Source organism: Staphylococcus sp. HMSC059F04, assembly GCF_001812565.1.
Taxonomy (GTDB): domain Bacteria; phylum Bacillota; class Bacilli; order Staphylococcales; family Staphylococcaceae; genus Staphylococcus; species Staphylococcus lugdunensis.
Window position 1 is genome coordinate 109154 of the sequence record NZ_KV809479.1, and the last position, 24976, is coordinate 134129.

The 24976-nt window shown below is 32.6% G+C and carries 21 protein-coding genes, 2 pseudogenes and 1 riboswitch; of the genes and pseudogenes, 10 read left to right on the forward strand and 13 right to left on the reverse strand.

Annotated features, from left to right (window positions below; all coding sequences use genetic code 11):
* Window positions 1–18: 18 nt before the first annotated feature.
* Window positions 19–891, reverse strand: a pseudogene (locus tag HMPREF2864_RS09505) (alpha/beta fold hydrolase).
* A gap of 182 nt (window positions 892–1073) precedes the next feature.
* Window positions 1074–2276, reverse strand: coding sequence for an HNH endonuclease family protein (locus HMPREF2864_RS09510; RefSeq protein WP_070545490.1), 1203 nt, complete (start codon window positions 2274–2276; stop codon window positions 1074–1076).
* A 123-nt stretch (window positions 2277–2399) separates the two neighbouring features.
* Here HMPREF2864_RS09510 and HMPREF2864_RS09515 point away from each other — a divergent pair, with 123 nt between their 5' ends.
* Window positions 2400–3413, forward strand: coding sequence for a DNA cytosine methyltransferase (locus HMPREF2864_RS09515; RefSeq protein ID WP_070545493.1), 1014 nt, complete (start codon window positions 2400–2402; stop codon window positions 3411–3413).
* Window positions 3388–4395, forward strand: coding sequence for a DNA adenine methylase (locus tag HMPREF2864_RS09520; RefSeq protein ID WP_070545495.1), 1008 nt, complete (start codon window positions 3388–3390; stop codon window positions 4393–4395). The genes HMPREF2864_RS09515 and HMPREF2864_RS09520 overlap by 26 nt, the downstream gene beginning before the upstream one ends.
* A 1078-nt stretch (window positions 4396–5473) precedes the next feature.
* Here the strand turns inward: HMPREF2864_RS09520 and HMPREF2864_RS09525 are convergent.
* The 5 genes from HMPREF2864_RS09525 to HMPREF2864_RS09545 form a co-directional block, all read right to left on the reverse strand.
* Window positions 5474–6169: a GTP pyrophosphokinase gene (locus tag HMPREF2864_RS09525; RefSeq protein ID WP_002460404.1), complete on the reverse strand. Its 696-nt coding sequence runs from the start codon at window positions 6167–6169 to the stop codon at window positions 5474–5476.
* 258 nt (window positions 6170–6427) lie between these two features.
* A complete protein-coding gene (locus HMPREF2864_RS09530; RefSeq protein ID WP_037545310.1) occupies window positions 6428–6844 on the reverse strand; it encodes a DUF2188 domain-containing protein in 417 nt (138 codons plus the stop codon).
* A 66-nt stretch (window positions 6845–6910) separates the two neighbouring features.
* On the reverse strand, window positions 6911–8851 hold the full coding sequence (locus HMPREF2864_RS09535; protein ID WP_070545496.1) for an FUSC family protein: 1941 nt from the start codon (window positions 8849–8851) through the stop codon (window positions 6911–6913).
* 267 nt (window positions 8852–9118) lie between these two features.
* On the reverse strand, window positions 9119–9403 hold the full coding sequence (locus tag HMPREF2864_RS09540; protein WP_002460409.1) for a putative quinol monooxygenase: 285 nt from the start codon (window positions 9401–9403) through the stop codon (window positions 9119–9121).
* Between the two features lie 123 nt (window positions 9404–9526).
* Window positions 9527–10801 carry a pyruvate MFS transporter gene (locus HMPREF2864_RS09545; protein ID WP_002460411.1) on the reverse strand — a complete coding sequence of 425 codons (1275 nt, stop codon included), beginning with the start codon at window positions 10799–10801 and terminating at the stop codon, window positions 9527–9529.
* Window positions 10802–11335: 534 nt separating this feature from the next.
* A riboswitch (TPP riboswitch) is annotated at window positions 11336–11447 on the forward strand.
* Window positions 11448–11509: 62 nt separating this feature from the next.
* Here HMPREF2864_RS09545 and HMPREF2864_RS09550 point away from each other — a divergent pair.
* From HMPREF2864_RS09550 to HMPREF2864_RS09580, 7 genes are all read left to right on the forward strand, one after another.
* Window positions 11510–12100, forward strand: a complete 591-nt coding sequence (locus HMPREF2864_RS09550; RefSeq protein WP_070545498.1) for a thiamine phosphate synthase — start codon at window positions 11510–11512, stop codon at window positions 12098–12100.
* Window positions 12093–13208: a glycine oxidase ThiO gene (gene thiO, locus HMPREF2864_RS09555; RefSeq protein WP_002460414.1), complete on the forward strand. Its 1116-nt coding sequence runs from the start codon at window positions 12093–12095 to the stop codon at window positions 13206–13208. The genes HMPREF2864_RS09550 and thiO overlap by 8 nt, the downstream gene beginning before the upstream one ends.
* Window positions 13192–13392 (forward strand): sulfur carrier protein ThiS, encoded by a 201-nt coding sequence (thiS, locus tag HMPREF2864_RS09560; RefSeq protein ID WP_002460415.1) that lies wholly within the window; start codon window positions 13192–13194, stop codon window positions 13390–13392. The genes thiO and thiS overlap by 17 nt, the downstream gene beginning before the upstream one ends.
* Window position 13393: 1 nt before the next feature.
* On the forward strand, window positions 13394–14161 hold the full coding sequence (locus tag HMPREF2864_RS09565; protein WP_070572198.1) for a thiazole synthase: 768 nt from the start codon (window positions 13394–13396) through the stop codon (window positions 14159–14161).
* Window positions 14161–15159, forward strand: a complete 999-nt coding sequence (locus HMPREF2864_RS09570) for a ThiF family adenylyltransferase (RefSeq protein ID WP_002460417.1) — start codon at window positions 14161–14163, stop codon at window positions 15157–15159. Before HMPREF2864_RS09565 ends, HMPREF2864_RS09570 begins: the two co-directional genes overlap by 1 nt.
* A gap of 141 nt (window positions 15160–15300) precedes the next feature.
* The gene (locus HMPREF2864_RS09575; protein WP_070545501.1) at window positions 15301–15915 is read left to right on the forward strand and encodes an undecaprenyl phosphate transporter UptA; all 615 of its coding nucleotides are present in this window, start codon (window positions 15301–15303) and stop codon (window positions 15913–15915) included.
* Window positions 15916–16080: 165 nt separating this feature from the next.
* Window positions 16081–18045, forward strand: coding sequence for a fructose-bisphosphatase class III (locus tag HMPREF2864_RS09580; protein WP_002478636.1), 1965 nt, complete (start codon window positions 16081–16083; stop codon window positions 18043–18045).
* A gap of 58 nt (window positions 18046–18103) precedes the next feature.
* Here HMPREF2864_RS09580 and HMPREF2864_RS09585 read toward each other — a convergent pair whose 3' ends face one another.
* Window positions 18104–19891 (reverse strand): cation:proton antiporter, encoded by a 1788-nt coding sequence (locus HMPREF2864_RS09585; protein WP_037543285.1) that lies wholly within the window; start codon window positions 19889–19891, stop codon window positions 18104–18106.
* A 300-nt stretch (window positions 19892–20191) separates the two neighbouring features.
* On the opposite strand from HMPREF2864_RS09585, the gene HMPREF2864_RS09590 reads away from it, so the two are divergent.
* Entirely contained in the window at window positions 20192–21256 is a 1065-nt protein-coding gene (locus HMPREF2864_RS09590; RefSeq protein WP_002478634.1) for a YkvI family membrane protein, read from the forward strand.
* Window positions 21257–21309: 53 nt separating this feature from the next.
* On the opposite strand, the gene HMPREF2864_RS09595 is transcribed toward HMPREF2864_RS09590, so the two are convergent.
* The 5 genes and pseudogenes from HMPREF2864_RS09595 to HMPREF2864_RS09615 all read right to left on the reverse strand — a co-directional run.
* Window positions 21310–21903, reverse strand: a complete 594-nt coding sequence (locus HMPREF2864_RS09595) for a methylhydroquinone degradation carboxylesterase MhqD (protein WP_037543288.1) — start codon at window positions 21901–21903, stop codon at window positions 21310–21312.
* Window positions 21904–21922: 19 nt separating this feature from the next.
* Window positions 21923–22828, reverse strand: a complete 906-nt coding sequence (locus tag HMPREF2864_RS09600) for a ring-cleaving dioxygenase (RefSeq protein WP_070545503.1) — start codon at window positions 22826–22828, stop codon at window positions 21923–21925.
* Between the two features lie 11 nt (window positions 22829–22839).
* On the reverse strand, window positions 22840–23808 hold the full coding sequence (locus tag HMPREF2864_RS09605; protein WP_070545505.1) for a ring-cleaving dioxygenase MhqE: 969 nt from the start codon (window positions 23806–23808) through the stop codon (window positions 22840–22842).
* A gap of 67 nt (window positions 23809–23875) precedes the next feature.
* Window positions 23876–24310 carry a MarR family transcriptional regulator MhqR gene (locus tag HMPREF2864_RS09610; protein WP_062078109.1) on the reverse strand — a complete coding sequence of 145 codons (435 nt, stop codon included), beginning with the start codon at window positions 24308–24310 and terminating at the stop codon, window positions 23876–23878.
* A gap of 211 nt (window positions 24311–24521) precedes the next feature.
* Window positions 24522–24976, reverse strand: a pseudogene (locus HMPREF2864_RS09615) (hypothetical protein); the annotation flags it as partial.

A 24976-nucleotide genomic window follows, 5' to 3' on the forward strand; every position in this document is an offset into this window, starting at 1 on the left:
GGCAGTCTTAAAACCCACTTATGAAGCTACCCATGCTTTTATTTGATCGACAATACCTTTCGTATCATCTTCTTGAGATTCTAGGACCGTAGGAAAATCTAAATGACCGATACCAGGGTAAACAACTTCAACTGCAGTACCACCAAACTCTTGATATTTTAGTAGCGTTTCATGCGAATCAGTATAAGGAATAATTTCGTCATCTTCTCCAGATATAAATAGCAGTTTAGGAAATTGCTCAATCTCTTCAATGTCTGGTAAATAGTCCGCTTTAATTGAATATTCAATATCCGTTAATATCGTTTTTACTGGTGCTAAAAAGGAAAATATATCTTTAGCACTTTCAGTTTTGGCATAAACTGTTTTATCTAATATATACTGTGGCAAGTTTTTTATTGCTGCCATTTCATCCTTTAAATGTTCACGCTTACTATCACCTAAAAATAATCGCGACAGCATACTGGTATTCGGGGTTATCCGCGCTGCACTATTTAAATAGACAAGATGTGTAATTGGTAATGTATTAAATTTAAGTAGTCGTGTCGCTATCATGCCACCCATTGAATAGCCTAGCAACATCATCTTTTAAATTCCATGCTGCTCAACCACTTGACTCAATACATCATATATCCTCTCAGAATAATCATCTAAAGTGTCTTTCGTTGTTGTTAATTCGGAACTTTCTCCTCTGCCTGGACAATTGACAAAAATCATTTGATATTCTCTGAAGTACGGCTCGAACATTGCCATAATACGGTAAGTCATCATCGCACCATGAATAAAGACAATGATGTCTGATGATGATCTATCTCCAGCAAATACGACTTCGCTTTGCTCATGATCATAATGTTTCAATGTATATTGTTCTGTCGAAAAATTCTGTTTGTTCATTCTTATAATACCTTAATTATTTTTATATTAATAGTCACTATTATAGTGAACTTCTATATAGTTAAGCATACACCAGACCATAAAATAGAGTAATAAACACTATTCATCGCAAGCCTATTAAGCACATTTCCACATAATATATATCACAATTTAAATATTTTTGTAATTTTATGTTGCTACATTCAACATTTGTCCATTATTCTGTTAAATTCAGCATTATGAATTTTAAGATATTTTTTTCTGTTATCATTTAATATATTTTTATCAATTTGATAATTATTCTTTTTGACCATATCTTTGAAGTCTTCTCTAACTTCTCTCGAAAACTGTACTTTCCCATCTTCAGTAAATGTAATTTTATGCTTATCAAAATAACCATCAATATCTCCAGGTTTCAATAATAATGCATTATTGGGATCATATGCCTCATCAATATCCCAATTCTTTAAAGCTACACTTGAAGCATAAATATGTGAAACAACCAAACCAATTGAAGGCTCTTTTGTTAGCCAACACACCTTTTGACCATACTCTTTAATACTTTCTTCAAAAATAGCCTTTTTCATTAAAGCAAAGCGATATGTATCTCTTTTAGTTGAATCATTATTACCTAAATACTCATTTGCATTTTCAGCCAAAGTTATATAAAATGATTCTATATATTTTTGTGATGTACTAAAAGTTCTGAATAATTCTAACTTTTTGAGAACATTTAAAATATATCTGATTTGATTATATTTTCTTTCTGCAAATTCGATATTAATTGCCCAGTTCTTATTATTTAATATTTCTTTTTCCCTTGCGTATCTTTTACCACTAATATCTAATTGCATTATTCCAACAAGCTCATCCATATTTAAAATTTTACTTTCTCTATTTAAAAGTGTGTTTACAATGAATTTCACTTGATTACTATCTCTATTATCATTAACTACTGAAGAATTAAATGATGCATGCTCATAAACAGTCTCTGAAAAAATTCTTTTTAAATCTTCTAATGTTTTGCCTGATTTTATATATTCAATAGCACCTTTGTTATAACCATTTAAATATGGCTTTATAAAACCTAATTTAATATATTGATTTATTTGTTTCCTTGTTGATGCATTTGTTTTATCGTCATTTGGATAGACAAATTTAATTTTTTCTTGCAATTCTTTATATTTAACTATTTTTTCATTAACATTCTTTCTCTTAGCTTCAGGATTTTTTATCAATTGATTTACATCTTTACTCGATAATTCATATTTATCAATATGAGTAACAATAATTTTTAAAGTCCTGATAAATTGGTCATCAAAAAATGCCGAAGTACCTAAAGTCAACTTCCAGTATTCTTCATAATTTTGATTTTCTATTCTACTTTTTTTACTATTCAAAACCATTTATAACCATCCTTTTTTTATCATTAATTACATTATACTATAATTTCTTATAAAACTAGTTTTTATAGGTGATTTTTTGAAGATGATATGGTATATTATGTGTATGAAAGAAATGGTGATTGAATGTTTAATTATATTGATTTATTTTGTGGTGCGGGAGGAATGTCATTAGGTTTTGACAAAGCTAATTTCCAACAAGTACTATCTATTGAATATGATAAAAAAATTGCAGAAACATACAATTTTAATTTCCCAAATCATAATTTGATAGTCAGAGATATAACTACTATAAAAAATGAAGAAATTTCTAATTTAACACATAACAAAAAAATAGATATTATTGTTGGGGGACCACCATGTCAAGGGTTTAGTTTAGCTGGTAAATTTGGTCGTACATTTATTGAAGACCCAAGAAATTTATTATTTAAGGAATATCTGCGTTTTGTAAAAGTCTTAAATCCTAAATTGTTTATTATAGAAAATGTAGCCAGAATGGTAAGCCATAATAAAGGTAAAACAATTAAAGAAATTACTTCAGCGATTAAAAGTTTAGGATATAATGTTGAATACAAAATATTACAAAGTGCTAACTATCATATACCACAAAAAAGACAAAGAGTAATTATTGTTGCATCCAAAGGTTTAGGATTTAAATTTCCTGATGAAACAAATAAAAAACTCACAATTAAAGACGCAATTGATGATTTACCTCCTCTAAATAGTGGGGAAACTTCAGATATACCAAATCATAATGCTATGAACCATAAACCTGAAATGCTAGAAAAAATGAAATATGTCACTGATGGTGGTAATAGAAACGACATTCCACCTGAATTAAGACCAAAATCAGGGGATGTAAGAAAATATATTCGCTATAATAGCTCTGAACCCTCCATTCCTATTACAGGCGACATGAGAAAAGTTTTCCATTATTCTCAAAATAGAGCTTTAACAGCTCGTGAACTAGCGAGAATCCAAACATTTCCTGATACTTTTATTTTCAAAGGAACAAGTATAAATATTCAACAACAAATTGGAAATGCAGTCCCTCCTAAATTAGCATTTTTATTGGCGCAACAGACAAAAGCTTTCTTATTGAAGGAGGAAAAAATTGGAACACAGATTCCCAAAAATTAATTATATAGGCAATAAGCAAAAATTATCATCATGGATTATAAAAAATTTACCTACGTTAAAAAACAATACCATTCTAGATTTATTTTCTGGAGGTTCTTCTGTTTCATATGAATTGAAAAAAAATAAATATAGCGTTATATCAAACGACGCTCTATATGCATCATTTGTTTTGTCTAAAGCTATTATTGAAAATAGTGAAATTTTTATTGAACCCTATTATTTGATTGAAGCAAACAACTATGATTTAACTGATAATGAATTAAACAAATATTTATGGTTATCTAATAGACTTTATTTCCCTCATGAAATTGAAGAAATTGCTAAGTTAATAGAATTTTCTAAAACTTTAGATGGATACATTAAATATATGTTTCTCTCGCTTTTAAGAAGAGCAATGATTAGAAAATTACCTTATTCTAGAATGAATATTACTTGGGAAAACATAGTAAAATTGCGTGACGAAGAATATTCATATAAAAAATATGGACGTCGTAGAGCATATCATAATTTGACATTTTCTGAACTTATGCTAAATGATTTAGAAAATTATAACCAAGCTATCTTTAATAACGGGTTTGATAATATTGCTTCTCAATTAGATGCTAAAGATGCGTTAATTAAATATAAAGACATTGCAGATCTAGTTTATATTGATCCACCTTATCCTGGAACAATGAATAATTATAATGAGTTTTATGGTATTTTCGATCAGATTTTTAATAAACAAATACAGTTTACCAATTTGACTAATAAAAATGAATTTTTATTTAATTTTAACGATCTATTAAGAATATGTTCTAACTATTATTCATATGCTATGATTAGCTTAAATACCAATGTTAAACCAAATTATTTAGAAATCATTGAACTTTTGAAACAATATGGAACAATCTCTATAACTGAAAAAAAACACAATTATCAAATTAGTGGTAAAGCTAATAAAAATTCGAATAATGAAATTCTTATTATTATAACATTCTAATTTGTTATTTCATTAAAATGTTATCTTATAACTCATCTTTTTCTGTTGTTTAGATTTTTAACTTTTTAATATTATTAAAATATTGATTATCTTAGCTGTATAATAAATCGTACTAGTAATGATTCACTGATATACTCCCTATAAAGTAGACATTGAAAAAATGAGAACTTTATAGGGAACTTTTTATATTTGTATAAAAATAATGCAATTACTTATATAATTATTAACAGACTAATAAAGAGAAAATGTTCCAGTGTGTATGTATACATAAGCTACTTTAAATATTAAAGATAAAATTTTACTATTAACAACCAAATTTTAGCAAACTATTTTTTAAGCTTTTTAAAATGCTTGAAATATTTAATTAAAAAATGATGTTTATTTAAAAATTGAAAACTGATTTATAAACTATTTGATTTACATTGATGATCAACTATTAGATACATATCGATATTTTCATGAATTAAGACGTTTATTAAAAGCAAACCAAACAGATAAGTTTCTTCAAATTATATTTTCTATTATCGTTATTTATATTACGTTTCATACAATAATCAGAACATTAAGCTAGCAAAAATAGTGTCAACTAACTGTTAATTTAGCAATATAGTTATCATTAGTTCAAGACTATTCTCATCTAAATTAAAAAGAGATTAAACAATATAAAATTGCTTAATCTCTCAAATCAGACTTACTAATCCGATTTGACCTAGAACCACCTTATTTGATTAACATTATTAAAAATTATTTATAAAAATTATAAGTTTAAAATAATATTTAATACCTAAATTTTTAAACCGTCCATTTTCTCTTATATTAAAGTTAAAATCAAATGACTAACTATGCTTTAAAGTAAAATTCTATAATTAATGTTTTATTTAAAGCCTCAAGATAAAAACGGTTCGTCACTAGTTTTTACATACATGTTTAGAAATATAATATATATTCTCAAAAGTAAAAATTTATAATTAATTTTATTTTTATAAAAAACTATAAAATTATAATATCCGACTTTAACAGTTTAAATTAAAATTACAAAAATTTATATTTCATTTCCTTAATTGGTATTATATTAGATTTATCGTTTTGATATTTCGGAATGCATTTGTTGCATTTTTGCTTCGACGTTTGTAATTTCATTGGCGCATTCTGTTAGGCGGTCTTTGTAGTCTTCCGTATTTGCGTTATTTTTATAGCGTATTTTATGTTCTAAGCTTGCCCACATATCCATGCCAATGGTTCTAATTTGAATTTCAACTGGTGTGATTTGGACACTATCTGATAAAAATACTGGAATTGTTACAACAAGATGTAAACTACGGTAACCATTTTCTTTAGGATGTTCAACATAATCTTTACGTTTTAATAATTCAACATCTTCTTGTTGTACAAGCATACGCTCAATCTCATAAATATCTTCTAAATAATTACAGACCACACGAATGCCGGCGATATCCATGATATGTTCTTTCGCATTTTGTGCATTGACAGGCAATCCTTTGCGCTTAAGCTTTTTCACTAAACTACTCATTTCCTTTATACGACGTTCCATATGGTGAATTGGATTATGCTTATAAACATAATTAAAGTTATCATCTAAAATATCTAGCTTAGTACAAATTTCTTTTAGTGCAGATGAATAAATATGATCTAATTCAACAAAGCCAATTAATGTATTAAAGGCTTCATCGCTATTTTTAAAATTGTTAATATTGCTATTAAATTCATGTCTTAAGTCTTCTATGTAAAGTGATGGCTTTCTTTCTACGTACATATTACTTCCTCCCGTCTTCGTTACATGTCTATTATAACGAATTTTGACTTAAACATAAGGAATTAACACTGTCATCACTCACATCATTATATAATTAAGGGAGCGGGACAGCATTCATTATGAATTCTTAGTCCCGCCCCGGCAAGGTTGACTAGGATTGAAAAAAGCTTGGTATTAGCGTATTTTCAATCCAGTCAACTACTGCCAATATAGAACTCAGAGCCTGAAATATAATTATATCCCAGACTCTTAGTAATATTATTGACTATTTTTCTTATGCGTGATTACGTGGGTATTTCGATTTTCTGCAATCTTTTGTGCACGTTCTACTGCTTGCTTTTTAGTATTATAAGTTGCTGTTGCCTGCTTTGCTCCTGATGTTTTAACTTTCCATTTTTCATCCTCAAAATATACATGAACGTTGTGATCATTTAGTTGTGGTTGCGCACTATTATCTTTCTCGTGTTGTGTAATATGTTTATGCTTTAGTTGCTCTATTTCTGATTCGGTTGCATCTTGATACCATTTTTCTGCTTGCTGTGTAGCAATTGGAATCACATCATGCTCATCATAACCATCCTTGAGCATTGCATTTCCAATGTCAATCGCTTTTTTACGTTCAAGCTGCGCTAAATTCTTCCAAGAAGGCGGATAATCGCTCATTGTCCAAGGCATGATAACACTCCTTCAATAACACGTATTTAATTAATAACATACCCTATACGCCATGATATAAACCCATCAGCCTTGTTGCGTAGCACTGCCATCTTCGGCATCCGAAATGTCTTTACGCTCAGCCAAACAATTGTTTTGTAGTTTCATCAAAGCCGATTTAATGTAGTTATATTGTGGTAAATCTGAAAGTGTATTTAAGGTTAACTGACTTTGAATATCGAAATGTTTCGCAATATTTTCAAATGTTACTAAATATTCTCCTAACTGTGTATCTGAAATGGTATAGCGCTGGTGATCAGCCATTGCGCGCATTAGCATAAAGTTGATTTCTTCTAACGCATAAATACTAGGATAGTAATAATTAATTACTTCTCTATTGCTAAAAATTTCACCACTTGCTGATTGATATACTTGAATCATATTCGACATTTTAACCGATAAATCCACACTTTCTGTACGTGTATACGCATCGTTGTCATAATAGTTTGCTGAAAATAAATAATGAAATACGCTAGCTTCTTTACGTACAACTTCTGCAATTGTATGAGGCAACATAGATGATGCCGTTTTACGATTTAATATTAAAATTCCTACTATAGCAATAGTAATTCCGATAATAACATCCAATATACGTGTATAGGCAATCTCCATCGATAAATTTCCTGAAGCTAAACCATTGAGTAAAATGACTTGCGTGGTAATAAAAATAACGGCAAAAGCATAATTTGCACCTACAAAAGCTTCGGTCATAGCTGCAGCTAGCCCCATTAAAATAACGGCAATCATCGTATGAGGATGGAAATAAAGAATACCGGATAATAACAAAGCTCCCAGAATTGTTCCAATGCCACGAGCGAATGCACGGTCAAACATTCGAACAGTTGTCATACCAAGCATGACTGTATGAGCTGAAATTACAATCCAATATGACTTTTGAATATTAAATGCTAATGCCACGAAGATAGCAACTGCCATAACAAACGCATAAATACAAGTGTTTTTAAAAACAAATGAATCAAGTGTTAAATTCTGAATAATTCGTTTACTGTATAATGGTTGACGGACTTTGGCCTCATGTTCAAGTTGCGTGTCTTGAGCATGAACTAACGCATCTATTTTTAAAATATGCTGTTCTAAATTATCGAATGTATTATCAATATCGACAGTTTTTGACCATAATTGCTGCTTTTCTCCTTTGCTAGTAGCATTATGTACAATCATTTCAACCATTTGAATTAAGTCTTGTGGCAAAGGGCGCACTTGGTTCTCATGTAATTCAAGTAATTCTGAATAAATACCTTGTGCTGTAGTATGTAAGAGTAATAACTTTTGAAAACGCGCGCTATATTTATCATGACGATTAGCTGCTGATGTGATTAAAAGTTTATCTGAATTATTAAAAGTTGCTACCGCAGATTGTGTTGCTTGTTTAAACGCATCGGGATTATCATAGTGATGCATTAAGTGTTGAATCATTTGGAAGTCCGCTTTAATTGCTTGGTCTTCAGGCTTTTCTTTGGTAAGACATATCGTAATTAAGACAACAATTGTTGCTAGTAATCCCCCAATTAACATTGCTAAACCTCTCACCCAAAAACTAGCCGGATCGACAGGCAAGTTACTAGATAAGGCAAATGTTACGATAAAGAATGTTGATGATGGCCCAGCGATTTTTAAAGCATTAAACATATAATACGGTATGACAGTAACAATAAGTAGTAAAAGCCCATACAACACAGGTTGTATAACAGTTAATGTGCCTAGCATCATACAGGTGGTAAAGGATAAAGAACAAACAATAACCGTTCTAATCATAGACTTTGCTGCACCTTTAAAAACATAAATATGAGATAATGTGCCTGTTGCCACCAGAATTCCAAGACTAAAGTAACCCATAAAGTAACCTATGAATGCTGGAATAATCATTAACAATCCTTGTCGTAAGCCTTTAAGATAATCTATTTTGTCTTTATTGATTTGGCTTAGCGATGTGAACAATGAAGTCACCTTTATCTCTCCTTTCTATCAATCATTTGAAACAATCCTCTATGTCACAATATTTTCTATTCTACCATTAACTATAGTGCTATGAGCAAGAGCTTTACACATCAAAAACCCCTCTTCCATGATTGGAAAAGAGGTTATTAAACGTGTAAACTTTACTGATGCTACTTATTGCACATGTGTTGTTAAAGCAATTTATTAAAACACACCACATTCATTTCAAATATACACTAGAATAATCCAAACATCATACTTACTAGCATATTATTCTCATTTGACTTCTGCAACATCAATCACAGGTTGCTCGCTCACGTACTTGCCAATATTATCACTAAATACTTTAAAATGTGCAGATTTATTATGTGCATCTACGGCTTGTTGATTGCGATAATTTTCAACAACTACAAATGAGTTAGGTTCTGTAACATCCTCATAGTGATGATAAAATAAATTACCAGGCTCTTGTTGTGTGGCATCTACCAAATCTTTCATTAGAGATAAATATGCCTCGCGATGTTCAGCTGCTACTTTTAATTTAGCGTTAATAATAATCATCACATTCACTCCTTTAAAGTTATACTTTTATTATAATCCTTCATGAATGAAATAAACAGCTGAAGACTTTTTATCTTCAACTGTTTATTTCAAATATAGTAGAGATTTCCTCTAGTAATAAGTTTATTTTAAAGTTTTACTTTCGTCTTTAAGCAATGGTTTGTCTGGTGCTACAAAGAACCAAAGTATTACTGCAATTACTGCTGGAATAATAAGCAATTGGAAAGTCATTGTCCATCCCAAAGAACTTACTAACGCACCTGCTAAGAATGGACTTACTAATGCACCGATATTGCCCCATAGGTTCATCCAACCTGATACAGTACCTGCAAAATTACGTCCAATATCATTAGCTGCTGCCCAACTCATTCCCATTGAAATACCCATACCACCAAGTCCTAATGATAACCAGAAAATAGTGACATATAGATTTTCCGTATGCACGGCAAAGAAAATGGCTACAGCAAAAACAATAAATCCTACAATCGCAATCACACCTCTAGATACAAAACGTGATTGACCTGTACTTAAAATTTTATCTGAGATTGCACCCGCTGATAAAATGAGGAAGAACATAATTAACCAAGGCAATGAACTAATTGCCATATCTTTAAAAGCAACATGATATTGTTCAGTTAAATATGTAGGCAACCAAATTAAGAATAATGTAATGATAAATTGCACTACAAAGTATTGTCCTGCAATGGCATAGAAACTAAAACGACGGAAGAATTGTCCCCAAGGTGCTACTGATTTTGATGTTTGCACAATATCACGATTTTCCATAATAAAACGTTTTTCTGCTTCATTTACCATTTTATGCTGTTCTGGTAAATCTTTAGCGATAATTCCCCAAAGAATCGCAATTAATATACCTGCAGCACCAAAAATATAGAACACTGCCTCCCAGTTAAATGCATTAACAATGGCTATCGTTACAATAGGTGCGAGCACAGGGCCAAAATAAGAACCTGCAAGCAATGCACTTGAAGCACGACCTTTTTCTGTTTTAGAGAACCATGTCGAGTTAAAAACTGCATTTGATGGATACATTGGTGCTTCCCCAACACCAAATAAAAATCTTACAAAGTAAAGCAAGCCATGGTGCTTAATCATACCTGTAAAAATGGTAAAAGCACTCCACCATAATAATGCTATCGTAATCATTTTTCTTGGCCCAAATTTTTCGGCTAACATTCCTGAAGGTACCTGCATTAATGCATAACCTAATGAGAAGAATGAAGCTAATAACCCAAATTGCTTTTTGTCCATTCCTAAATCTGCCATCATTTGTGGCGCGATATAAGAAATATTTGAACGGTCCATGTACGCAATGACACCAATAATAAAGAACGCGATTGCAAAGTACCAACGAACATTACTTCTTTTTTGAATCATAACTTTTGTTACTCCTTAAATTTTGTCGTTTCTTAAATTGCTGTTGAAGAAGTTTCAAAAAAGTCTGTCTAACGATGTTATATGACTCCCTTTTTAACACTGTCATCATAGGCTTTTTAAGTTATTTTTTTATCATATTAGCAGATTGCGGAAGCGGTTTCAATATTAAATTCACATTTTCGTCAATTTTTTTATATTTTTTGCATATTCTTAGCCGTCACATCGGAATAATTTGACTATTTTTATGTTAAATCCCCATAAAATCAGTGCCTAAACGAATTTTAACTAATTATTTGAATTTAATTTCTATAAACTTTAATGCATAAAACCAACAAATATACATCGAATTATTTGCAATAATTTGAATTACCTATTAAAACAATTAACATTTGTTATTTTGCCTTTATTCATGCACATTTAAGCATATATCTTTTATCAAAAACGTATCTCTATAAATTAAAAACAGTATTAAAATTTGAATTCAGCCATATTCTTTTGTAGAATGTAGTTAAATTAAACGCTAATAATCATATAATCATCCACTGGAAGTGCCTTTTATCTTAAGGCTGAGAGTAAAGAAGAGACTTTATAATTCCTGGAACCTGATCCAGACAGTACTGGCGTAGGGAAGTGGCGAAGGATATAAAGTAACGATACTATACGCTATTCCCTACTTGGGTTTAGCGTTTTTTTAATTTAAATGAGGTGATGTTCATTTTCATTGCGATAACAGAATATAAATTTTTAGACAACAACGATTTGCAGCACTTTCTTACTATCGAGCAGGACATAGATTTTTTACTTTTTAGAACTTCTATGTCTCAGAAGGAATTACAGCACTTTATTCAACAGTTAATTTATCAGGGATTTCCAAAATCTAAGATGATGATACACAGTGATGTCAAGCTGTTAAATACATTGGGATTACAGAATATTCACTTCCGAGAAAATGATGCACAAGCATTTCAACTTAAGTCTAAATATCCTGACATACACGTATCTATGTCTACACATCATTTATCTTCGGTAATCCGGGCTTATGAAGCGGGACTTGACGCGGTCTTTTTTGGGCATATTTTTCCTACACCTTCAAAATCCAATTTACCGCCACGTTCTCAAGTTGAAATCGATTCGGTATTAGAAGTTCCCATCCCTGTATATGCAATTGGTGGTATAACAACGGATACTATCCGCAAACTATCTCCAAACTTTGCTGGAATATGTGCAATTTCTTTCTTTATGAAATCATCCGCTTCAGTTATTCATCAATTTCGAAAGGAGTGGCATCATCATGCATGATGTACTAATTATTGGTTCAGGTGTCATCGGCATGTCCATTGCACGTTCTTTAAGTGAAAGCCATTTGGATATTGCGATTGTTGATAGAGATGTTCCTGGCAAACATGCTTCTTATAAGGCAGGTGGAATGTTAGGCGCTCAAAATGAATTTACTTATGACAGCGCTCTATTTCGTCTCGCGCTTGAATCGCGAGCTATGTTTCCTGATTTAGCCGCAGACTTATTTCAAGAAACAGGTATCGACATTCAGTTTCAAAATTCTGGGTTAATTAAAGTAGCTAGCAGCAAAGATGATGTTAATCACTTAATGGCTCAGTATGAATTTTTAAATGCACATGATTCAAGTGTCACTAAATTAAGCGATAACGCTTTAAAGCAACTTTCACATGGCACAATCAATCCTAGTCCATTATCAATTTATATCCCAAAAGACGGACAAATTAATGCACATCATTACACACAAGCCTTATTAAAATCAATTTTAAAGCGTGATATTCATCGATACTATGAAACAGAAGTTACCAATATACGTAAAGATAATGGCTTTTATCAAGTTATGACAACAACCGGTACATTATATGCGCAAAAAGTGATTGTCGCAGGAGGTGCATGGTCATCAGAATTACTTGAACATTATCATTTGCCACGTAAAGTTATCGGGGTAAAAGGTGAAGTTATTTTAGTCGAACATAATGACTTGAAACTTACCGAAACCGTTTTTATGACAAATGGTTGCTATATTGTACCTAAGAAACCTAACCGTTTCTTAATTGGTGCAACCAGCGACTTTGATAATTATTCTGTCGGCAATACCGATGATGGAATACATTGGTTACTTGAAAAGTCAAGCGAACGCATTCCAGCATTAGCGCACAGTAAAATCATTAAACAATGGTCTGGTGTGCGACCATACACTGAACAAGAACTACCGATTATGGATCGCATTGATGATGGTCTATTTGCCATTACTGGTCACTACCGTAACGGTATTTTATTGTCACCTATAATTGGCAGAGATATTGCAAATTGGTTGTTATCTGGTATCAAACCAGATATTTATAACACATTTTCAGCGACTAGGAGGGAAACATATGAAGTGCATGATTAATGGTGACCCTTTCACATTTGACAAGGAACAATCCATTCAAGATGTGTTACTTGCATTAGAATTAGATCCGAAACGTGTCATCGTTGAATATAATGACACTTTAATTAAACAAGATGACTACCACAGTCACACGGTAAGACAAGACGATAAATTAGAATTACTAGAATTTGTTGGAGGCGGATAATATGTTTAAAATTGGCTCATTAGAATTAAAATCACGTTTATTATTAGGCACAGGTAAATTTGACAATGAAGACATTCAAACCAAAGCGATTGAAGCGTCAGAAACAAATGTCTTAACTTTTGCGGTAAGACGCATGAACTTATATGACAAAAATTTACCAAACCCACTTGCAAATATTAATCTCAAAGATTTTATTACATTCCCAAATACAGCTGGAGCGAAAACAGCGAAAGAAGCGATTCGTATTGCTGAAATTGCTAATCATGCCGGTGTATGTGACATGATTAAAGTTGAAGTGATTGGTAATGATGAAACACTCTTACCCGATCCATTTGAAACGTATGAAGCTTGTAAAGTATTGTTAGAAAAAGGCTATATCGTTTGCCCTTATATTTCTAATGATGTCGTCCTAGCAAAACGATTGGAAGAACTAGGTGTTCATGCGGTAATGCCGCTTGCTTCACCTATTGGTACAGGCCGAGGTATTAATAATCAGCTTAACTTAAGTTATATCATTAAAAATTCCAATGTTCCTGTAATTGTTGATGCCGGCATTGGATCACCAAAAGATGCATGTCATGCTATGGAATTAGGGGCTGATGGTATCTTACTCAATACAGCTGTGTCAGGGGCAAAAGACCCTGTAAAAATGGCAGAAGCAATGAAATTAGGTATCCAAGCAGGTCGCTTATCTTATGAGGCAGGACGTATTCCAGTTAAATATACTGCACAAGCATCTAGCCCAACTGAAGGACTCGGTTTCTTATAATGTCTCGTTATGAGCGACAAATACGTTTTGCCCCTTTTGGCGAACATGGACAAACTGCACTATCGCACGCGCAAATTTTAATTATGGGTGCTGGTGCGCTAGGCAGTCATGTTGCTGCACAACTAGCTCGTATGGGGGCGCGAAATTTATATATTGTTGACATGGATATCATTGAAACATCTAATTTGCATCGTCAATCACTCTATACTGAAGAAGACGCAGATAATATGCTACCTAAAGTAGAGGCTATCAAACAACATATTCAACACATTAATAGTGAGGTTAATGTAACGACCTTCTATCAAGAAGTCGAGTCCTCAACGATAGAAGCATTATTGACAAGCGTGCAACCAGACATTGTGATTGACGGTATGGATCATTTTAAAATTCGTTATTTAATAAATGAAGTATGCCATAAATATCAAATTCCTTGGGTTTATGGTGCTGCGGTTGGCAGTAAAGGAACGGTGTATGGCATAGATTTTAAAGGTCCTTGTTTAAAATGCTTGCTACAATATATTCCTGAGACGGGTGAAAGTTGTGCAATAAATGGTGTTCTTCCACCTATCATTTCACAAGTCGCAAGTTATGAAGTGATGGAAGCCGTTCGATACCTCATTGGTGTAGGCTTTTCAAAACAATTAATTACACTCGATGTATTCAACGTCTCATATAAGGCTATGAACGTCGATGTATTACAAGATGACAACTGTCAAGTATGTGTGCAAGGCTATTATGAGATATTGGAAACCAAACAACAAACACATATCGAAAATTTATGTGGAAAAACATATTTATTTCGTTTCCAAACACACGCCTTTGACTATGCACATCATTTCTCAGGACATATCATTAAAGAAACACCTTTCGCTAAGCTGATACACTATCAAAATTACCGCATGACACTGTTTCAAGATGGTCGTATGAACGTCTATGGCGTCACAAACAATGAAGAAGCGCAACAGTTATACCATCAGTTCTTAAAAGCATTAAAATGAGTTAATAACTTCAAAATTATAGCTAAATAAATGATAAAGCAAGCAATTCATAGTAAATTTGATTATAATGAATTTACTATGAATTTTTTGTTTGATATAACTAAAGTGGATTGTTAAATCTTAAAGGAGTTTACTGTCTTTATGGAACAAATCATTACTGATTTTATAAATCAATGGGGCTATACTGCCATTTTTATTTTAATTTTGTTAGAAAATGTCTTACCCGTCGTACCATCTGAAATTATTTTAACCTTTGCCGGTTTAATGTCTGTGAAATCCGGCCTATCTATTGCAATATTATTTACGATTTCAACAATCGCTTCTTTTATTGGTTTATTAATTTTATTCTATCTCTGCCGTCTTATTTCAGAAAACAGTCTATATCGATTTGTTGATAAATATGGTAAATGGGTTAAATTAAAAAGCAAAGATTTAAAACGTGCAAACGATTGGTTCAAGAAATATGGGGCTTGGGCGGTATTATTATGTCGCTTTATTCCTGTATTGCGTGTCTTGATTACCATTCCAGCAGGTATTAACCGCATGAATGTTGTTAAGTTCGTAACACTGTCGTTATTAGGTACTACGATTTGGAACTTTACGCTCATTTTTTTAGGTCGTGTACTTAGCGATAGCTTCGACGTACTGATGAATGCACTTCATACTTATTCTTATGTAATGTATATCATTCTAATTATTGCAATCCTTTATCTTGCTTATCGACTCTTTTTCAAAAAACGTAAAAATATCAAATAATAAATAGAGAACTTAGAAGTGACGCAACATAACTTCTAAGTTTTTTTATTCTTAAGCGCTTATGTTGAAATGTTCTGTATTTTTGTTAATAATTTATGTAAGCGATTTAATCATTGATATAGAAGTATTATTTCGATTTAAACTATATACAGGAGTGACGCAATTATGACACCGAATACACTAAGTGAACTTAAGCAAAAGTATTTAGATTTACTTTCCCATCATTACGATAGCCCAGAAAAATTAGCAACTGAGATTATTAATTTAGAGTCTATTTTAGAATTACCAAAAGGCACGGAACACTTTGTCAGTGATTTACACGGTGAATATGATTCGTTCCAACATGTATTGCGCAATGGTTCAGGCAACGTACGCGCGAAGATAAATGATATCTTTAAAGATAAATTAACCACTAAAGAAATTAATGATTTAGCTGCCCTTGTTTATTATCCCGAAGAAAAGTTAAAGCTAATTAAAAATGAATTTAATTCTAGAGGACAACTCAATCTGTGGTATATCACTACGATTGAACGCCTAATTGAACTTATTACATACTGTTCTTCTAAATATACACGTTCAAAATTGCGGAAAGCTTTACCGACGCAATATGTCTATATTGTTGAAGAACTATTGTACAAAAGTAATGAATTTAATAACAAAAAATCTTATTATGAAACACTCGTGAACCAAATTATTGAACTTGAACAATCAGATGATTTAATTATCGGTTTATCTTATACAATTCAACGATTAGTCGTGAACCATCTCCATGTTGTTGGTGACATTTATGACCGTGGACCTCAACCAGATAAAATTATGGATACACTTATCGATTATCATTCTGTCGATATCCAATGGGGTAATCATGACGTATTATGGATTGGTGCCTATGCCGGTTCAAAGGTGTGTTTAGCCAACTTACTTCGCATTTGCGCGCGTTATGATAACTTAGATATTATCGAAGATGCATATGGCATTAATTTACGACCGTTACTCACTCTTGCGGAAGCCTATTATGACGGGAACAATCCTGCTTTCAAGCCTAAAAAACGGCCGGATAAAAAAGCTGCTTTAACGAAACTAGAAGAAGATCAAATAACAAAAATACATCAAGCGATTGCCATAATCCAATTCAAATTAGAAATACCTATTATTAAACGACGTCCAAACTTTGAAATGGAAGAGCGTCTCGTGCTTGAAAAAACAGATTATGACAACAACAAGATTACTGTGTATGGTAAGACCTACCCATTAACAAATACGTGCTTTACTACTGTGGATCCACAAAATCCTGGTCAATTGTTACCTGAAGAAGAAGATGTTATTAATAAGCTGTTATTGTCATTCCAACAATCAGAAAAATTAAAACGTCATATGTCATTTTTAATGCAAAAAGGTACATTATATCTTCCTTATAACGGTAATTTACTCATCCATGGCTGTATTCCTGTTGATGAAAATGGAGAAATGGAAGCTTTTGAAATTGAAGGTGTGAAACATCAAGGACGTGATTTACTAGATGTATTTGAAACGCATGTACGTGAAGCATTTGACCATAAGGATATTACAGACGACTTATCTACTGACCTAGTGTGGTATTTATGGACTGGTAAATATAGTTCATTATTTGGTAAACGTGCCATGACAACATTTGAACGTTATTTTATTGAAGATAAGGTCTCACATAAAGAAGAAAAGAACCCTTATTATCACCTACGTGAAGATGTGGACATGATTCGTAAAATGTTAAAAGACTTTGGTCTGAATCCTGATGAAGGACGTATTATCAATGGGCATACACCTGTTAAAGAAATTGATGGAGAAGACCCAATTAAAGCTGATGGTAAAATGCTTGTAATTGATGGTGGTTTCTCAAAAGCCTATCAAAAAACTACAGGTATTGCTGGCTATACATTATTATACAATTCATTCGGTATGCAGCTTGTTGCTCACCAAGAATTTAATACGAAAGATAAAGTACTATCTGATGGGGCTGATGAACTATCTGTACGTCGAGTCGTAGATGAAGAGCTACAACGCAAAAAAATACGTGATACCAATGATGGTTACCATATTCAAGAACAAATCGATATTCTCAAGACATTAATGCATGATCGCTATCTTAATTAGCTGACACATTTTTTCAATAAAAACGCGCATCTTTTTCTATTGATGCGCGTTTGTTATTTTAAACATTATATACATTTTTAAGCACGCCATAAATACCGTCTTCATAATGTGGCATCTTTTTAGTACTATGATTAAACCTAACAACCTGATTGTCATCAATATGATAAATAATCATATCAGATGAATGATCATAATCAAATTGTGCAGCTGGAACATCGATAATATTTTGATTAACAATGCAGTTGTCAAACCATTTCGGACTATGATTTTCATCAAATAAAATATGATGTCGTAAAGGACCATTTAAGTTATTTCGAGCTTGTTCATCAGTAAAGGATACAGGCATCATATCCACATTAGTTAAGCCAAATTCAGGTACCAATTCATTAAAAGCTAGACTATTAAAAATAAATGACTTAGTCATCAGTAAACATTTATTATAGCGAATTAAATCGGCATAGATGCGGTCATTGCTTGACAACAAGTTACCTTCAAACACTTCAAAGCCTAATTGTTGAGCTTGTTCTGTCGTATTGGTAAATAAGTTGAAGACCATAACGGGAATATGATGTTCACGCAATTTTGATCCTAAATGAAACGAAAAGGCACTTTCCCCAACGATGATGACACCAGGTGGTTCTGTACTAGCTAATCCAAGTCCTTTACTAAGCGGTGTAAAGCTAAAGCCATAAATCACGACAGTAATAAAAACTAAACCAAACGTTACGGGCGTGATGTAAGATGCCATTTTTACACCATTATCCATAAATAAAGCCCCAAAAAATTGTGCCACGGTTAATACCACGATTCCTCTAGGTGCCATCATTGCGACTAAGGCACGCTCTTTTTTCGTTATCTCAGTGCCTATAGTTGAAAGCAGAACGGATATAGGGCGAACAAGAACAATCATTACTAATGCAAACAGAACTAATTGCCATGACAATATATTGACTAAAATATCTGATGTTAAAGATGATGTGATAAGTATAAATACAGTTGACACCAGAATAGATGATAAATTTTCAATAAAATGATCTGATTCTTTAAAAATTAAATCATGTCGTTTTTGACGCGCCATCATCAAACCAAAAATAGTAACAGCTAGCAAACCTGATTCAGGTAGTATTTGGTCACATATACTAAAAACTAATAAAATAAAGACTAGTTGAATTGACGGCATAAGACCTTGTGAAATAAAGTCTAATTTAATTAGCCAATTGAACAAGAATGATGCACCAAATCCAATCGCAATCGTACCAATAATCTGACAGCCGAATATAAGTATCACATGCAAACCAAAACCTTCATCAATAATTTGATAAATATAAAAGGCACTTAACGCTAATATGGGGCCAATGGGATCAAGAATAATACTTTCCCAACGTAAAATAGAATCGACATTTTTTCGTACTTTCGCTTGCTTGAGCAGTGGTTGAATAACAGTTGGTCCCGTGATTAAAAACAATCCAGCAACAACGATAGCAACGGCTATAGGGAAATGTAAAATCATATGTAATGCTATAGCACCTAATACCCAAGCAATCGCAGCACCTACAGTGATGATACGTAATATAGCTTTAGAAATACCTTTCAATTCACGAAAGTCTAGGTTGCTGCTCCCTTCAAATAAAATAATCGCAACCGCTAATGAAACAATAGGACTAAAAATGTCAGAACCAAGCGTTTCTTTAGGATTTGCTAAACCCAATATCGGACCAACTAATAAACCTACAATCGACATGACGACGATTGACGGCCATTTAATACGATTGGCAAGCCATTGACTAAATATTCCTAGTGTTAAAAACAACACGATGACTAACATAATTGGCAAATTAAACGACATAGTGCCCCCCCTTTTACGATATACTTTCTTAAGAATCATGCTATATATTAGCAAATTTTAATGCTAAATGCATTAAGACTGTCTAACCCATTCTTGATTAAACTTAAGATGTATTTATACCATACACGTTATAGGGGAAATATCGCTATTTGTATATTCCAAAAATACAACTTTACTCTTGAGACAAACTTCCCATTTCTTTTTTTCTCAAAATAGTCTAATATATATAGATATTGCTTTATATAATAAATTTAATTTTAAATATATATATATACTATTTGGTTAGAAAGGATGACATACATGAGTTCATTTAGAGAATCAATGATGGTCGCCTTTGCTTTTGTAGGTGTCGTTGTTGGTGCAGGGTTTGCCACTGGTCAAGAAATTTTTCAATTCTTTACGATTCATGGGAGTGGCAGTATTCCTGGTCTGATTATTACAGGAGCAATGATTACTGTTGGTGGTATCTTCGTTCTTAATACAGGATATCGTCTCAGAGCGTACAATCATTCACAAGCAATTCGTTACTATTTACACCCAACAATCGCCCAATTTTTTGATATTGTTTTAACATTATTTTTACTTTCTTTAGCTATTATTATGACGGCTGGCGGTGCCTCTACAATACATGAAAGCTTTAAATTACCATATTGGATTAGCTCGCTCTTATTAGTGCTATTAATCTTAGCTACACTATTTTTAAAATTCGAACGTCTTATTACTGTTTTAGGCATGGTCACTCCTTTCCTAATCATTGTAGTAACAATTATTGCTGTTTATTACTTTATAACTGGACATCTCGATTTTTCAATTGTGGATTCAGACAATAACAAACTTCAAACACATTCGCCTGGTTGGTGGTTTGATGGCTTAAACTATGCAAGTTTACAAATTGCAGCTGCTTTTAGCTTTTTATCTGTGATGGGTGGTCGTCTCCAATATAAATCTTCGACGCTTTGGGGCGGATTATGCGGAGGGCTAATTGTAACTTTTTTAATACTAATGATTAATCTTGGATTATTAACGAAATACACGGAAATCAAAGGTGTTGCCTTACCTTCACTTTTACTCGCTCAACATATATCTCCTATTTTGGGGACGATTATGTCTGTGATTATGGTGTTAGTGATTTATAACACTGTTGTCGGCTTAATGTATGCCTTTGCTGCACGTTTTAGTGAACCATTTACTACTAAATACTATGTCATGATTATCATCATGGCGATAGCAACGTACATTTGCACATTTATTGGCTTTATTTCTTTAATCGGAAAAGTCTTCCCTATTATGGGATTATTCGGCTTCATTCTACTTATTCCAATTATATTTAAAGGTTTTAAACGCTTAAAAACACTTAAAAGTTAAATTAAAAAGTTCCTAAAGCGTTTTGACTCCCTTTAGGAACTTTAATTTTTAAGTTATTTAGCTAAAAGTTCTTGCCCTTTTTCTAATCCTTCTTGAGTTATTTCATGACTATTTACCCAAACTTCTGTAATCGTAGCACCATTCTGTTTAAATAGATTAATCACTTTTTGACTTTGTTCTAATGGTACTATCGGATCATTTTGTCCCATAGATAATAGGACTTGAACGTTACTCATATCTCTAGTTAACGTCACATCAACTGGATATAGTGGTGCGTATAGCAATGCTTTTTTAAATGGCGCTTCTGGACGTAACATTAAATTAATAGCTATATTAGAACCATTTGAGAACCCTACTAATACCGCTTTATCTAAATCAAAATGATATTGCTTTGCCGCTTCATGAATAAAATCTAATAAACGCTGTCCACGATAATTAAGATCGGCTTCATCATAAACACCTTCAGCCAGACGTTTAAAATAACGATTCATTCCATTTTCATTCACTTCACCACGAATACCTAGCAAATTATAATCAGAATTCAAAGCCGTTCCGAATGGAATTAAATCGGCTTCATCACCACCTGTGCCATGTAATAATATTAACGTTGGTGCATCTTCTTGACCTTTTCTAAAAATATGTTCCATTTCTATCCCCACTTTCTCACTATGAATTTAATTTTAATGGTGTTAAGGCTGCTTCAATTTCATGACGACGCGCTTCATAGAACGGTGGCAATTGAAGTGCTGTACCTAATTCATCGATATCTTCATCAACCGTAAACCCTGGTCCTACAGTAGCAAATTCAAAGATTATATGCCCAGGTTCTTTAGAGTAAATTGCATGAAAGTAAAAACGTTCTTTCACATCTGTAACGTTAAACCCTTTATTCACCATATATTTACGCCACTCTAGTTGCGATTCATTATTAGGCACGGCCCAAGCAATATGATGAAAGATACCTGTACCCCAGCGCACACGTTGTGGATTGACAAAATTTTTGATAATAACTTGATGATGAATGTCTCCTACAGTTTGAAATTGAACATTGTCGCTCGTAGTTTGAACATGTTCCAAACCTAAGTCATTGTGTAATAATTGTCGAGTGGCTTCTGGATTAGCAGAAAGCATAGTGACACCATGAAACCCAATAATGTCATTTGTTTTCATTTCTTCATCACTTTCAACCATTGCTAACGTTAAACCATGTATATCTTCAAATTCTAACGTAGGTTGATTAAATGATTGCGTTTGACGTGTTTTGACTCCGTGTGCATTTAAGTGCATTTCCCAACTTGTCATACTATCTTTAGGAATTCTAAATGCTAAACGACCAATCTGTCCTGAACCAATACGTCCCCTATATTGATTTGGCCAGTTAAAGAAAGTTAACACCATGTCTGAATTTACTTTCTCGTTTGAAAAATATAAGTGATACGTATCGATATCTTCAAAATTAACTGTTTGCTTAATTAATTTTAAGTTTAAAATATTTGTGTAAAAATCATAAGTCTCTTGTGCATTTCCAACAATTGCAGAAATATGATGAATGCGTTGAATCGATTCCATCATGTTCGTCCTCCTTATTTATAGCTTTTACCCGTTGTGTCAAATGGTCTTACTTGTGTTTCAATATAATCTCTTTGTTCTTCTAAAAAAGGTGGTAATGATAATTTCTCGCCTAACGTTTCATATGGCTCATCACCCATAAATCCAGGTCCATCTGTTGAAATTTCAAGTAATATGTGGCCGAGACGTGCATAAAGTGCTTCGAAATAGAAGCGATCGACTAATCCAGAGTTTGGAATGCGTGCTTCTGAGTATTTTTTAATCCATTGTTCAATCGCTTCATGATCTTTAACTCTAAATGATACGTGGTGAACTTCACCATATCCCTGAAAGGCATTCGGACTTTTAGAATCTCTTCTTAAAATGACTTGTCCCCCATTACCACCTTCACCAACTTCTAATAGTGCAACATCATCTTCGCTAACAACGACTTTCATGCCATATATATCTTCTAATAACTTTTTAAAATCATCGAAGTAACTTACTATAATTTCAATTGGTCCTAAGCCATAGATTGCTTTGTCTTCTGGCACTGGTCCATTTTTCCATGGTTTACCAGGTGCTACGCCAGTATTGCCTTCATCAGATACTAATTGATAATCTTGACCATCTTCTTCTTGAAATGGTAATACCTTTTTACCAAATAATGTTTGGATTCCTTCATGTTCAACACCATATTCGTCAAAACGTTTTAAATAATACTCTAATGCATCATCATTAGGTACGCGAAATGATGGTTTTGTTATTGAATTTGTGCCTTTACGGCCTTTTGGAATACCAGGAAAATCAAAAAATGTCATATCCGTTCCTGCAGAACCAACATCGTCAGCAAAGAAAGTGTGATATGTTTGAATATCATCTTGGTTAACTGTCTTTTTAACGAGTCTCATACCTAGAATTTCAGTAAAAAATTTATAATTGCGTGCTGCATCATCTGTAATTGCAGTGACATGGTGAATACCTAATAATTGATTGTTTGTCATAAATAATGCCTCCTCTATTTTATTTCGATTTCGAGATAATTTTAAATTGAAAGAAAAGTGCACATTTTTACACGTCGGCATTTTGTGCACTTAGCTTTTTGAATGTTTGTTGTAATGTCACTAATTCTTCATCTGATAACACTGAAAATGCGTGTTCTAATGTTATCGCATGTTGCGGGAATATGTCCGCCATAAACTGTTGACCTTTTTCAGTTAACGTTGCATTGTATATGCGCTTATCTCTTAAATCCTTCTCTCGTAATAGCCACCCTTTCTCCTCAAGCTGACTCACTACATACGAAATACTGCTACTAGCAATCAGTACTCTATCCCTAATACGTTGAATGGGTTGAGGACCTTTGTTATAAAGTAACTCTAGTACAGCAAATTCTGTAATATTAAGTCCATAATTTTTCACATCTCGTTGAACAATTTTTTCCAAAGTATCTAAAGTTCGATTTAGACCGACAAAAGCTTTTAATGATTGTCGCGTGCGATCCACATCCTCACCACCCTTCAATTTATTTCGATTTCGAGATAAATTATACACGCTAATATTTTTATAGTCAATACTTTTGTTTTATGCGATATAACTTCGATGCTAAATTTGGTTGCTTCTCTAATTTTCTAAGTCATGCATTGCTTATTAATTTGTAGCAACTGAAAGATTTTAAAAATTAAGCTATTCATACGTATTCTCAATCATATCTTTGTTAATTCTTTTCGTTTTTATATTTATCCCAGTTGCCCCCATCCATAGATATATCATTTGTTTGTCTTTTTAATTTGCCATCTTCACCTAATTTACTTGGAGATACACCATCTTTATAAAAATACATCATCTTGGTTCCGGGTAATTTTTTCATTGTGTCATTCGTTGGTATTTGTATATTCCATGAGTATCTATTAACATTATCCGAAGTTTTTTTATTATAGTACGCAATAAAATCATATTCCATTCCTTTTTTAATGTAGGGATATTTACCGATTAAATTCTCCATTTGCTGATTAAATTCTGCTCCTTTTAACTTCATAACTGGTTTGAATTCTTTTTTGAATTTATTTAAATCATCAATACTATCTGTATTAACATTTAAGTACTGTTTGGTAACGCCATTAAATTCTTGCTTTTTCTCAAGTTGCTCGTTCATGGCATAGTAACCATTTT

Coding starts and splice junctions, on each gene's coding strand:
- HMPREF2864_RS09510 (WP_070545490.1), bottom strand. CDS start 2,276: ATGGTTTTGAATAGTAAAAAAAGTAGAATAGAAAATCAAAATTATGAA.
- HMPREF2864_RS09515 (WP_070545493.1), top strand. CDS start 2,400: ATGTTTAATTATATTGATTTATTTTGTGGTGCGGGAGGAATGTCATTA.
- HMPREF2864_RS09525 (WP_002460404.1), bottom strand. CDS start 6,169: ATGTACGTAGAAAGAAAGCCATCACTTTACATAGAAGACTTAAGACAT.
- HMPREF2864_RS09530 (WP_037545310.1), bottom strand. CDS start 6,844: ATGCCTTGGACAATGAGCGATTATCCGCCTTCTTGGAAGAATTTAGCG.
- HMPREF2864_RS09540 (WP_002460409.1), bottom strand. CDS start 9,403: ATGATTATTATTAACGCTAAATTAAAAGTAGCAGCTGAACATCGCGAG.
- HMPREF2864_RS09545 (WP_002460411.1), bottom strand. CDS start 10,801: ATGATTCAAAAAAGAAGTAATGTTCGTTGGTACTTTGCAATCGCGTTC.
- HMPREF2864_RS09550 (WP_070545498.1), top strand. CDS start 11,510: ATGTTCATTTTCATTGCGATAACAGAATATAAATTTTTAGACAACAAC.
- thiO (WP_002460414.1), top strand. CDS start 12,093: ATGCATGATGTACTAATTATTGGTTCAGGTGTCATCGGCATGTCCATT.
- thiS (WP_002460415.1), top strand. CDS start 13,192: ATGAAGTGCATGATTAATGGTGACCCTTTCACATTTGACAAGGAACAA.
- HMPREF2864_RS09565 (WP_070572198.1), top strand. CDS start 13,394: ATGTTTAAAATTGGCTCATTAGAATTAAAATCACGTTTATTATTAGGC.
- HMPREF2864_RS09570 (WP_002460417.1), top strand. CDS start 14,161: ATGTCTCGTTATGAGCGACAAATACGTTTTGCCCCTTTTGGCGAACAT.
- HMPREF2864_RS09575 (WP_070545501.1), top strand. CDS start 15,301: ATGGAACAAATCATTACTGATTTTATAAATCAATGGGGCTATACTGCC.
- HMPREF2864_RS09580 (WP_002478636.1), top strand. CDS start 16,081: ATGACACCGAATACACTAAGTGAACTTAAGCAAAAGTATTTAGATTTA.
- HMPREF2864_RS09585 (WP_037543285.1), bottom strand. CDS start 19,891: ATGTCGTTTAATTTGCCAATTATGTTAGTCATCGTGTTGTTTTTAACA.
- HMPREF2864_RS09590 (WP_002478634.1), top strand. CDS start 20,192: ATGAGTTCATTTAGAGAATCAATGATGGTCGCCTTTGCTTTTGTAGGT.
- HMPREF2864_RS09595 (WP_037543288.1), bottom strand. CDS start 21,903: ATGGAACATATTTTTAGAAAAGGTCAAGAAGATGCACCAACGTTAATA.
- HMPREF2864_RS09600 (WP_070545503.1), bottom strand. CDS start 22,828: ATGATGGAATCGATTCAACGCATTCATCATATTTCTGCAATTGTTGGA.
- HMPREF2864_RS09605 (WP_070545505.1), bottom strand. CDS start 23,808: ATGACAAACAATCAATTATTAGGTATTCACCATGTCACTGCAATTACA.